This is a genomic window from Flavobacterium sp. GW823-FHT06G12 (assembly GCF_058794775.1).
Window position 1 is genome coordinate 329,062 of sequence record NZ_JBXAHE010000002.1, and the last position, 13,676, is coordinate 342,737.

Sequence of the window (13,676 nt, forward strand, 5' to 3'; positions counted from 1 at the left end):
AGACAGGAAGAGGATTAACCGTAACCGTAAAACTGTTTCCTGAGGAAACGCAGCCGTTTGCATTTTTAACCGTTAAAGTTCCCGTATAAGTTCCAACGGCTGTTCCCGCAGGAACGGCAATATTAATTGAACCGGCCGTTAGAGATGCATCGGTAACGGGAAGAAAATTATTTGTCGGGCTGGCATTCCAGACAATGCTGTAGCTGGTCGGCGCGTTTGTCACAGCGCTGTAGCTCAGACTGGCGCTCTGCACACCAGCGCTAAAGCACACCGCTCCTGCCGATCCGAGCGTGATTGTCGGAAGTGGATTTACTGTTATAGTAAAATTCGTTGCAGCAGCAGATACACATCCAGCCGCATTACTAACCGTTAGTGATCCTGTATAGGTGCCCGCAGCAGTTCCAGCAGGAACAGCAATATTTATTGGAGTTGCTGGCAATACGGCATTTGTAACAGGCAAAAAACTATTTGCAGGACTCGCATTCCATGTTATACTATAGTTTGTTGGTGTATTTGTAACTCCAGTATAAGGTAATGCTACATTTTGTAGACTTGCGCTCGCACATACGGCAGTAGTTGTTCCTAAAGTTATTGTTGGCTGAGCGCTAACAATAATATTTGCAACACCATTTGCGCTAATAGATGAAGTACAATCTACAGAAGTCAAAGACGTAACTGTAATAGTACAATTCCCTAAAGTAGTTAATCCTCTTGCAGTAAAACTTCCAGATCCTGCGGTACTAACTACCATTGGTTCTGTTTTTCCTGTTGCGTTTGGCAGACTTGTATTATAAGTAACGGTGTATGTTCCAGCCGGAAGACTTGTTGCTGTACCTGTTAATTGTACTTGTGAAGTAGTCCCTGTACAAACATTTGGTGCAGATGTCCCAGTTAGACTATACGTTTTACAAGTATAAGTAATGTTAATATTACCTCTTGCTCCACTTCCCCCATTTTGTGCAACATTAGCACTTAGAGCTCCGCCGCCGCCGCCGCCGTTAGTCCCTCCATTAGTTCCAGCAAGATCTGTTAATAATAAAGTAGATTGCGCAGCTCCACCAGCTCCAGCTCCAGCTACTGTACCGTAATTACCTGCATTTCCACCAGCACCAGACGTAAGAAGTAAACTTAATGCCGCAACTCTACCATTTGTACCATTTGCACCTATTGCAGTTCCAAGATTTCCAATAGCACCAGTACCTCCTGTTCCTCCTGTTGGAGTAGAAGTTGTTGCAATATTACCTTTTCCTCCTAGACCTCCAGGCGCATTGAAAACACTTGTAAATCCCGTTATGTATGTTGCTCCTCCTGATGCTCCATCACCAGCTCCTCCGGCAACAGCTGTTCCAACTACATAATTCAAGCTTGAAACGCCTATTGTATTAATTGTTCCTTTAGCATAAGCTCCACCGCCGCCGCCGCCGCCGCTTCTCCCTTCAAGAGGCGTCACTTTGGCTCCACCTCCAGCGCCACCGGCTCCCCAAGCTTCAACAGTAACTACATCCATACCGGCAGGAAGAAGAAGAGATCCGCTAGTTGTGAATGGGTGTGATAATTGTGCTTTTGACGTTGTATAAAAAATTGATAAAACTAAAACTAGCAGAATTCTTAATCTTCTACTTGATTTTAATAGTTTTTCAATATCTGCTATTAAAGATAAATGGCTGAAGAAACTCAGCATCGTAAGTAAATCTTTTTTCATCTTGTGGCATTTTAGTAATTGAAAAATAAATTCAAACTCAAAACAAGATAAATTGCAAAATCAGGAAGATTAAAGTTTGGGAGTCAGCTTAACAAGAATATGGAATTAAAGAAACCCTCCAATTTTTACAATCAACTTAAGGCAGATAAAACGACAGTTTTTATAACTGTCCTTTTCGAAGAAAAAAATTATAATACAAAGGCTTATAGAAATACTTTTAATCGATTAAAAACGCTTTTAATCGATTAAAAGCAACTACAAGGTACGATTTTATTTACATTGAAATTCATAATGTAGTATTAAACACATAATTTTAACAGCTAAAATCTAAAAACTATAAAAAATAAGAAAAAACTGTTAAAAAATAAAAACACAAAGATTATATCATTGATTATCAGCGAATTGTTACAGCGAAAAGGATTTGTTCCAATAATTTTTCAATTATTAAAAAATTACCTTTTTTGAATTGGATTTGCCATTTTCAAAAATGACTTTTACAAATAAAACCTGATGAGAAGAGATCAAGTTTTGAACAGCGATTTTTTTAGTTTCAAGTTTATCTTCTTTATAGATTTGATTTCCCAAAACATCAAATATTATAATCTCGCTTATATTTTCTTTGGTAGATTCGATATTTATAATGTGATTTTTAGTAGATATTAAAACGTTATTAGAATTATCCTTAAAAGTTGTATTCCCTAAAGTTTTATCATTGTAAATTATCGAAAAACGATTATGGAAAGTTCCGACCTCAGACGTAAATTGATAAGGCCCTTCAGAAAGATTATGAACTAGATTTAAATTTTTATCTACTAAAAAAATAGGTTTGTCATTAAAAAAATCATCTTGATGATCGATTTCTACTTTAAAACTATCATTAATGGTAGTTTTATATCCTAAAGAAATTGAATCATTCTCCGAAAAAGGCAATTCACGCCCCTGAATCACTAGCTTTTTATCATTTATTACACTATAAAAATCTACTGCCGTTCCTGAACTCAAATATTCTGCATCATACATTAAATCTAAAGAATTTGAAGCTTCTGTCGCGTAGCCTAATAAGATCTGTTTAAATTCATTTCCATTATTTCTAATGTTTAGCCAAAATCGATACTTTTCATTAATCGATTTCACTTCTGAATTTGAAGCTGGTCGAAAAAAAGAAGTATTTCTATCTCTGACTCTCATGCTATTATTAAACTCCAAATAACCAATCTGATTGCTTTTCACGAAAAAACCTTGTCCAGAAGCGATAAGACCATCTGGTGCATCATTACTTATTCCAGAATTTAAAGCTGAACTTGTGCCAACTCCGCCTAGCAAATTATAAACTGCATAATCATCATTGCTATAACGAGCGGTATTAGTTCCGGGTATCGTTATTCTGGGTGGCGTATTGTGTGTCCAGAAATATAAGGTTCCTTTTGTCTTTGGAGCATTACCCCTTAAGAAATCATCTGCATTTATTGCACAAGGGTATGGATTACCAACGAAATAATACCGCTCTGGTGCAATAAATTCAACTTTTATTTTACCATTATTTGGAATTCCTTTAAAAACACCTTCAAATATTCCTCGCTCACTATTAGAAAAACTTTGAGGTGCTCTCACACTGTATCCATGCCCTGAATCCATAGTGAATGTTCCGTAAAGATTTGTTTTCCATCCCAAGATCGGATCAAACCATAAATATTTATCAAAGTATGTTTCTGGCGAAAAATCACATAATTTCATATCTGCCACTGGCGAAGACCAATAGGTAAGATCGAATCGGATTACAGGTTTTGTTTTTCTTTTTGCATGAACAATTCCAGTGTTTACTATATCATCGTCATCTTGATATAGACTGGCGGCATTTTCTAAAACCAGTATTCCTTGGCCAATATAGGCAAACTCAATTCCTAATGTATTATTTTCAAGCAAAGTAACCGTTTTTCCACTGTCTATATTACATCCGCAAATATTAGTAGTAGTCAAATTTTGAAAATTTTCTTTAAAGTATACCTCTTTTCCTGCGGAAGGAAAACCGTTTGACCATGAAGTTCCATTCCAAGTTGTTGTATTAATACAAAATTTTAAACGGGCTATTCTATGTTTTGACTTGCCCGAAACGGAGTTAAAATTTCCTCCAATTATCAATTTATAATCTTCATTAAAATTCATCGCATACAAGGTGTTATTTAGTGGTACTACGAAAGAATTATCAAAGATTCCTGAAGATGATAACCGAATCAATCTAGAAGAAGAAATGGCATTATATGTTCCAGAAAAAGTTCCTCCTACCCAAATTCTATCATCGGGCTGCACTAAAATAGCACGAACATCTCCTTTACTGAAGCCATTACCTGAATCGAAGGTATCATCAAAACTTCCGTCTTTGTTTAACCGAACAATACGCTTTTGTGAAACCTCATTAAAAGTCAAAAAAGAACCACCTACAATAATCTTCTGATTGGATTGAAGTGCAATTGCAAAAACATATTTATCAAAACCAACTCCTATATTAAAACTCTCGTCAATACTTCCGTCTTCATTTAATCTTACTAAACCTGCAAAGGGTATATTATTGAAAGTTTTAAAACGACCTCCTACGAGTATTTTTCCATCTTTTTGCAAAACCAAACTTTCTATGAAAGAGTCTGCGCCAAAACCAATATTAAAATCAGGATCTCTTGCTCCGTTTGGAAGAATTCGGACAATTCTACTAGCATTGACGGCAGATCCATTATATTTTGTAAATGTTCCTGCAGCAATTATTTTTTGATCGGATTGAATGGCCAATACATTGACCTGTCCATTAAATCCATCTCCACTATTAAATGAGTTATCGATATCTCCATTTGGAAATATTCTAACAATACGATTATTCGTAAAGTCATTGTATTTTGTAAAATTACCACCCAAAATTATCTTTCCATCCAATTGCAATGTGGTAGCTTTTACTGCATTATTACTTCCTGAATTCGTGGCGTTAAAAGTAGGATCGGTTGTGCCATTTTCTAATAAACAAGTAATTTTTGAAGCAACATTTCCATTGAACTTTTTGAAATTTCCGCCAATTATAGTTTTTCTATTTGGAAGAGGCAAAATGCTAAAAACAGAATTATCAAAACCAATACCTGAAGCCAAGTATGAAATATCATGTTCTCCTTCGTTACTGATTTTTACTAATCTTCCTTGATTTAGACCATTAAAAACACTGAAAGAACCACCAACAAACCAAGCCCCCTCTTCATCAAATTCTAAAGCGAATACTGAAGCTGTTGCAGGCCCAGAACCGATATCAAAATTAGGTTTTATGCTTCCATCGGGTTCTAATAAAATTAGTCTCACCACTTCGTTGGTATTGTAAAATCCCGTAAAGGAACCTCCAACCATTATTTCTCCATTCTTATTAATCTTGATTGTTTCAACTGCTTCTTTACTAAAACCAGAACCACTTACGAAACTTTCATCTCTATTTCCGTCTTCATTCAAACGGATGATCCTATTAGCGGTAATATTATTAAAAGAAGTAAAATTTCCTCCTAAAACTATTTTACCATCAGGTTGCAAAGCAATGGCATTAACATCATTGTCAAATCCTGATCCACAATTAAAACTAGAATCTAAAGTCCCATTAGCATTGAGTTTAATAATACGATTAGCTGAAATAGTATTAAATATGGTAAAATTACCGGTTAGAAGTATTTTCTCGTCTGCTAAAATTTTTACTTGTGTAACATTTAATAAAGATCCCGAACCAATAAGAAATGTAGTATCTAGCGATCCATTTGGCAGCAAGCGTGCAATCCTGTTTATCTTACTACTATTATAGTTGGTAAAACTGCCAACTATAATTATTTTCCCGTCAGACTGTAAGGCAATATCATAGACAATTCCTGAAGTCGCTCCAATTGTTGTATTAAAAGTAGGATCATAAGAACCATCTTGATTCAGACGGATTATTCTTCCTGCACTAATTCCGTTATAGCTTGTAAAGCTTCCTCCAATTATAATTTTTCCATCTGATTGTAAACAAGAAGAATAGATTTTACCATTAAAACCCGTTCCCGTATTGAAACTTTCTTCTATGGATCCATCTGTATTTAAGCGGGTGAGGTAAGAAACAGCTGTTCCATTCAATCGCAAAAAATCGCCACCAACGAGTAAAGTTCCATCCTTTTGCATGAGAAGAGTTCGAACAGTACTATCAAACCCATCACCATTTTGTCCATCATCAAGAATGTTAAAAGAGTTGTCAGTTTTTCCTTGCTGAGCAGAAACCGTACGAACTGATATTGAAATTATGATTAGTAAATAAAATATATTTTTAATCAAAACTATATAATTGAAGTTAATATTTGTAAGAATTAAGCTAAAATTATAAAGCGGTTATTAAAAATACAATACCTAGATTTAGGGATATTTTATAAAAAAAAGCCCATTCCTCAGAGAAGAAATGGGCTTTGATGAAGTATTATTTTTTTATGGTAAATTAGAAAAAACAACTTTTTTAGAAACTGTAGAACCGTTTTCTAAAGTTACTTTAACTAATAAAACCTGATCGCTAGAATGCAAATTATTAATTTGTAATTCTGACGAATTTACTTTGTTTTTACTATACATTAACTGAGCTCCAACATTGAAAATATTTACGTCTTTAATTGTTTCTTTAGAAGAAGTAATACTTACCACTTTATTTTTCACTGAAATTAAGACGCTATCTTCAATATTTTCAAAATCACCAGTACCTAATGTTTTATTGGTATAACGAAGAACAAAACGATCTGCAAAAGTTCCGGCTAATGTAGAGAACGTATAATTCTCATTTCGCAAATTGATTATTTTCCCTGTAGTTTTATCTTCTAAATAAACCTCTTGTTTATCAAAGAATCCATCAGCATGATCTATTGCTATAGTAAAATCACTATCTATAGTACTTTTATAACCCAACGGAACAACATCTGTATCGTCAAACGGTAAAGCACGCCCTTGAATGGTTAATTTCTTTGTTTCGTTTATACTATAAAAGTCGATAAATGAATTAGCTCCAAGCGTTGCAGCATCATAATTAAAATCTACGGAATTAGTAGCACCTTGAATATAACCTACTAATATTTGTTTGAAGGCACCTTCAGTATTTCTAATGTTCAGCCAAATACGATTTCTTTCAATACTAGAGCTTTTAGCTGTTTTAAAGAAATTAGTGTTTTCTGTTGCACCTTCGCGCATATCATTATTAAAATGTATTACTGTCGTTTTTGGTTTCGCAAAAAATCCCTGACCTGCAGCAATAAATCCACCAAATGATTTAGGTGCTGTTCCGCCATTAATATCTGTACTTCCTGATGCCGTACAAATTATATAATCATTACTACTGTAACGAGCAGTATTGTCTCCAGGAGCTTTCTGCGGAAGTAAGGCATGTATCCAGAAATAAAGCGGCCCCAGAACATCAGGATTAGCATCCCACAATTTCTCTACATCTATCGGTGATGGATAAGGATTTCCTAAGAAAAAGTATTTATCTATACCTACACCTGTTACGTCTATATTACCATTATTTGGAACTCCAATAAATTTTCCTTCAAAGGTACCTCCACCAACATTATCAAATTCTTGAGGTCCTCGAATGCTGTATCCTTTTCCTACTTCCATTGGCAGTGTTCCATTCAGATTGGTTGCCCATTTATAATCAGAAGACCAGTATAAATATTTATCGTAATATGTTGTCGGTGACAAGTCTTGCATTCTAAAACCTTCTGGTTTTGTTGACTTAATTGGGCTTGACCAATAAGTTAAATCAAAACGGCGTACATCGGTTGCTCTAATATAAACGATATCACCATCATTTTGGACGTTATCCTTTTGTACTAAACTAGAACCACTTTTAAACACTAATTTTCCATTACTTTTTACAATGTTTGTAATTCTTAAAGTAACATTAGACGGGATTTCTACATCTGGTCCGTTATCTGGAACATCAATAGTTAAAGAACATGCCACTACATTTGGTTTATTGCTTTTAAAAGGTTGATCTACTGCTACAGATTTAATTACAACACTTTTGCTTCCATCGGGTTCACCATTACTCCATCCTGAATCTGTCCATTCTGTTATAGAACTTTCGTCTGTTATGGCAACTGTTGCAGCGTTTGAGGTACAGCCTGTAGCATTATCTTTAACGGTAAAACTATATGTATCTATTGTAAGGTTTTGGATAGGTACAGAAGAATCTGTGCCAGAAAAACTTCTTGATCCAGTAGTTAATCCTGTTTGATTAATTGTCCAATCTGCAGGTAAATCAGTTAATGTTATAATACCGAAACCGCCACAAGATACGTTGTTGTTTTTTGTAATTGTTGGGGTTGTTGGTAGTGCTTTTACTGTTATTGTTGCAGTAGCACTATTAACAGAAGCACAAACACCGTTTGTTATAACAGCTCGGTAAGATGTAGTTGCTGTTAAATTAGAAGCTGTAAGTGTTGTACTTGTATTATTTATAACTGTACCTGCCGTTGCAAAATTATCTAATGAAGATTCCCAATGTGCAATTGTCCCTGAATTACCGCTTAATGTTAATACAGTATCGCCTGTACCTGAACAAACTGTCGTACCACCTGCAATACTTCCTCCTACTGGCAAAGAATCTACATTAATAGTTCCTGTTGCAGTAATAGTTCCGCAACCGCCAGTTAAAGTAATCGTATAATTATAAGAATTTGTAGAATTTACTGTTGGAGTTCCGCTTATTGTTGCAACATTTCCTGCCCAGATTCCTGAAATTCCAGCAGGAAGGATTCCAAAATTTACTCCTGTCGCTCCATTAGTAGAGTATGTAATATTTGTAATTGCTGTATTAGCACATACAGTTTGTGAGTCTGTTCCTGTAGCTGAAGTTAGTGTTATGGTATTGTTTGGGATTACAGTATTAGTAATTCCTGCACTAGTTGATGTACATCCTGATGCATTAGTAACATCTACAGTTACAGTCTGTCCATTTGTTAAAGTGGTGGTTGTATAAGTGGCACTAGTTCCCGATTGAACTGTAGTAGAGCCAACTTTAAATACATAGCTTGTTCCACCTGATGCAGTAAAAGTCACCGATGTTCCTTCGCAAAAAGTGTTATCTGCATCATTGCTGACTAAGCCTGCTACTGGTAAAGCCAATACATTAACATAAGTAGTAGAAGAAACAGAAGAACAACCTCCTGTAGTAGTTACAACAACTGTCGCGTTCTTAATTCCTGTTCCTGTAACCGTTATTTTAGGATTTTTTATATCATTTTGCGAAAAGGTCACCCCTGTCGATGTAGTTGTCCAAGAATATGATACACCTGAAGCAGGGACATTTTCAACATCTAACTGAACACTTGCACCATTACAAGCATCTACAGTTTTAAATTTCCCTTTAGGTGTTGTTGTCGCTACAGGGTTCACTTGAGAAGTAGGAAGTAAAACAATGTTGTCTACAATAGAACCAAGTGTAGTAGTTTCAAGTGAGTTGTAAAATTCAATCCATATAGAAGAAGTTGATGGTGTAAATTGAATAGTCTGAAACACAGAACTATTAGTTGTATCACTAGTTGTATAACTTCTTGTTATTGTATTTGATCCGTCAATTATTTTGACATCAACCGCAACAGTAGGAGAAGATCCCGGTCTACGAGCGTAAATAAAACTTAAAGTATAAGGAACGTTAGGAATAACTGATACCGTTTGTCCTAATGATGCTTCTACATCTAATTCTGCGGTATAATTTTCACTATTGCCGTTTGGAAAATATACATTTTCTTTTAAAACTTCAACCTTCGTTCCTTTTGTAGTAGCTTTTGACCAATTATTTGTATCGTTACTAAAATCTCCGTTTTGAATTAAATTACCTACACAATTCGAAAGAACTACATCATCTGTAGACGAACCACAACTAGTAGTAGTTATTGTCCAATTTAATGTATATACTCCTGCTCCAAGAGGAGTAAATGTAGCGTTAGCAGCATTAACATTACTAAACTGAGTTAGAGCTGTACTTGGACCACTCGCTATACTCCATTTACCTGTACCAGCTGTAGGGACATTGGCAGCTAGCGTAAATGCTCCATTGCCGTATTGATCAGCACCTGCATTGGCTACTGTTGGTTTTGGGTTTACTGTCATTGTAATTCCTGCCGATGTAGCAGGACTTCCTGTTACACATGTTGCATTTGATGTCATAACACATGTAACAACATCATTATTTGACAAAGTTGAACTTGAATACGTCGAACTATTTGTTCCAACTACAGTTCCATTAACTTTCCATTGATAAGTTGGAGCTGCTCCACCATTTACAGGCGTTGCCGTAAATGCAACTGATGTTCCAGAACAGATTGCTCCAGATGGAACGGCTGCAATACTAACAGAAGCCGCTACATATGGATTTACCGTCATTGTTATTCCAGGTGATGTAGCAGGACTTCCCGATACACAGGCTGCATTTGATGTCATGACACAAGTAACAACATCATTATTTAACAAAGCTGAACTTGAATACGTTGAACTATTTGTTCCAACTATAGCCCCATTAACTTTCCATTGATAAATTGGAACTGTTCCACCATTTACAGGTGTGGCTGTAAATGTAACTGATGTTCCAGAACAAATCGTTGCCGATGGTGAAGCCGCAATGCTCACACTTGCCGTTACAGCTGGATTAGTCGACGTTACAGCCCAACTTCCTGCATTAGTACAAGTTTTCAACGAAGTTATTAAATTATAAGTTCTAGCCGTTAATGCCGTTATGTTTTTAGTCGTTGCTGTAAAACCTGCTGGAGTAGAAGTCCAAGAATAAGAATATGGGTCTGTCCAAACAGGAGAATTCGTAAGGCTTGATGCTGATAGTCCCGCACTTCCAACTGATGCAGTTGTTGAACCTGTCCCTTCAGTAAAGCTATAACCTGCTAATAATCCTGTTTGCGCTCCATTATAGACAACAAAGCCTGATGCCATACTCGTAACCTCAGTTGCAGAAAGTGCTCTGTTCCAAAATCCTAGCTTAAAAACTTCTCCTGTGTATCCTCCCCCTGTTGCATCAAGTGTTCCCCATCCAAATTTTGTCGTATAACTACTTGACCCGTAATTTGAAACTGCACTACCTCCCGAAACCTTTTGAGAACCATCAACATAAATTTTAATTCCACCCAGTGTTCCATCAGCTGTCACTGCAATATGATGCCATCCATTATCATTTGGGTAATAAGTGCTTAAAGACATATTAACCTGACCCGCTGCAGCTGTGTAACAGATTAAATTTCCATCTATAAAACCAATCTCTACGGCATCATTTTGTCCAAAAAGAGACATTCTATTTGCTCCAATGGCAGTAGCACGATCAAATTTCACCCATCCCTCTATCGTAAAGGCAGCTCTATTAGAAAGCAATTGACTTCCCGTATCAACATATTGATTATTTGCACTTGTAAAAGCTAATGAAGCCGGTGATAATGCGTTTGTAATTGTGATTGATCCATCAGCAGATGTTGGACAGGTTGTTTTTACCACTGTCGCTGTAGGCGTAGGCGGTGTGCTATAATTATAAATAGAAATTGGACCAAAAGTTCTATAACAAAAAGTTGATGGTTTTGATGCCACTATAGTATAATCTCCAGTAGTATTAAACGTACCAAAATTTAAAGCATTTCCTGTTCCTGCGACAGCAGAACCTACCGCGGTTGTACCTCGATATAACTGATAATTAACTCCTGTTTCTGAACCTGACAGTCCTATTGGAGTTCCAGCTACCGTACTACAATAACCTCCGCTTGTACCAGTCATTGTAAATGACGCTAAATTACAATTTGAAGCACTTACATTTACAATTCCAGTAACCCCAGAGAAATAGGTATTATTTTGATTCGTTGCTGCTGAAGTTGTACTACCCCATGATCCTGTAACAGTATCCGCTCCTCCTAAAGTAAGCCTATTAGCCATATGGTTTAAACCTGTACCTAAATTAGCTACAACATTTGATGCAATAGATAAAGTACTATTTATTGTCGTATTTGCTGAAAACGTTTTAGTACTTGTCCCAGAGAGAGTAAGATTGTTATATGTGGTCGATTTTATAGTTTGATTAATAGATCCATTATAATTCACTATATTTCCTGAAGCTGTAGCTGTAAGAGTTGGGCTAATAGTAGTTCCTCCATAATTAAATGTAGCATTTGTAGAATTAATAAAAGTTGACCCACCAGATAATGTACCCGAAACTGTGAGACTCCCTAGATTTGTTAAATTTTGGCTTATTGAGATATTTGGAATCGATAAATTTCCGTTCAATGATTGAGCATTGGTTGTAAAATTATGGGTACCTGCCCCTGCACTAAATGCTCCATTATTTGTAATTCCTCCTCTAAAATTTATTATAGAATCACCAGTATTATTCCATATACCATCTGAATTAATAGTCACTAAATCATAAAAAGTTTTTGTTCCACTAGCACTATTAAATATCACAGTTCCAGAAATAGTCGTTGTACCATCTACTCTAAAATCATATCCTCCAACAATTAATGTACCCCCAGCTTCAATAGTTATATTATTAAGTCTTTCATTTACTCCAACAGTAATAGTATGTCCATTTTGAATTACAAAATTATCTCCATTAGCGAGATTAGTAGTGTTAGTTGGATTCCCATTTCGATTAGTTGACCAAGTCCCATTAGTTGCGAAAGGACCTGTTGTTACTCGAGAATAATAAGTTGCTGCATTAGCAAAAGAAACCACAAAAAACATCCCAACACAAAGTAATCCTAAACTTGGAGTACTTAATCTTTTGCAGAAAGACTTAGAGGAAATGAAGAATAAAAACGAGTAAAGTAATTTTCTCATCATATAACAGTAGGTATTTGTTTTAAATTTGTTTTTGGTTTGCTTAAAGCAAAAAAGGCATTTCTTTCAAAAAGAATAAATGTTCTTTTGGTATTATATTGAAATCCAAAATGTTAAAATCTTGGCATTTAGCCGAAATTTAAAAATGTTAAAATTCCGTACAAAAATATTTAAATTAGCCTAATACACAAGGTTATAATTTATTTCTTTTTCTAAAATATTAACAAATTTTAGAAATATTTTATAACTAATTGACTATAACTTCATTTAAACGTTAAAACGCATGAAAAAACCGACGAACAGCACTTTTACCATCAAAGAAGCTTTACAAAAATTAGAGCATTTTTGTGCTTATCAAGAGCGCTGTCACGATGAAGTTGTTGATAAATTATACAGCCTGAAAATGACTCGTGATGAGATCGATACTATTGTAGTTCAGCTTATTGAAGGCAATTTTTTAAACGAAACTCGTTTTGCCTGCAGTTTTGCTAGAGGTAAACACAGAATTAAAAATTGGGGAAAAATCAGAATTACAAACGAATTAAAAGCGAGAAACATTTCTTCAACAAATATTACATTGGCTTTAAAAGAAATTTCACCCGAAGAATATTTTGAAACTTTCGAAAATCTTGCAGAAAGATCTTGGAATACTATTTCTGAAACTAATCTTCTTAAAAAGCGTAAAAAATTTTGTGACTATATGCTTCGAAGAGGTTTCGAAAGCAATTTAGTCTACGAAAAAGTAAAAGAATTAGAAGAAAACTAAACTTGTTTTTTTAATCCTCCAAAAAGAAGAATTTTTATAAATTTTCTAAATTCTTAAAACTTCTCATCCTCAAAAAAACAACACAACTCACAGTTGTAAAATATTCCTATTTCTAAGATTTTATAGCAAATCTGACGTTTTTTAGTCTAAAAGCGCAAAAAACAACCTCTAAAAATTCAATTTTTTACGATTATTCTTATAATATTTTCTATTCTTTTATAAGAATATTTATCGAACATTAAAATTTTTAATGTAGTTCATCGACTATTTTAACAATTCATCGATTATATATGGGTTCTCAAAACCCTACCAAATTCTAGCTCGTAGATGTATCTATCTTTGCCGCGCTTCGAAAGT

The 13,676-nt window shown here is 35.1% G+C and carries 4 protein-coding genes; 1 reads left to right on the forward strand and 3 read right to left on the reverse strand.

Annotated features, from left to right (window positions below; genetic code table 11):
- The 3 genes from AC1Q5Z_RS08365 to AC1Q5Z_RS08375 all read right to left on the reverse strand — a co-directional run.
- Window positions 1-1,702, reverse strand: a 1,702-nt coding sequence (locus AC1Q5Z_RS08365) for a glycine-rich domain-containing protein (RefSeq protein ID WP_492444318.1), incomplete at its 3' end; no start/stop codon positions are given.
- 444 nt (window positions 1,703-2,146) lie between these two features.
- The gene (locus tag AC1Q5Z_RS08370) at window positions 2,147-6,022 is read right to left on the reverse strand and encodes a DUF8693 domain-containing protein (protein ID WP_492444320.1); all 3,876 of its coding nucleotides are present in this window, start codon (window positions 6,020-6,022) and stop codon (window positions 2,147-2,149) included.
- A 147-nt stretch (window positions 6,023-6,169) separates the two neighbouring features.
- Window positions 6,170-12,556: a DUF8693 domain-containing protein gene (locus AC1Q5Z_RS08375; protein WP_492444322.1), complete on the reverse strand. Its 6,387-nt coding sequence runs from the start codon at window positions 12,554-12,556 to the stop codon at window positions 6,170-6,172.
- 280 nt (window positions 12,557-12,836) lie between these two features.
- Here AC1Q5Z_RS08375 and AC1Q5Z_RS08380 point away from each other — a divergent pair, with 280 nt between their 5' ends.
- Window positions 12,837-13,319 carry a regulatory protein RecX gene (locus tag AC1Q5Z_RS08380; RefSeq protein WP_198855243.1) on the forward strand — a complete coding sequence of 161 codons (483 nt, stop codon included), beginning with the start codon at window positions 12,837-12,839 and terminating at the stop codon, window positions 13,317-13,319.
- The last annotated feature ends 357 nt before the right edge of the window (window positions 13,320-13,676 follow it).

Excerpts from the sequence above, each read along its gene's own strand:
- AC1Q5Z_RS08375 (WP_492444322.1), bottom strand. The coding sequence starts at position 12,556 with ATGATGAGAAAATTACTTTACTCGTTTTTATTCTTCATTTCCTCTAAG.
- AC1Q5Z_RS08380 (WP_198855243.1), top strand. The coding sequence starts at position 12,837 with ATGAAAAAACCGACGAACAGCACTTTTACCATCAAAGAAGCTTTACAA.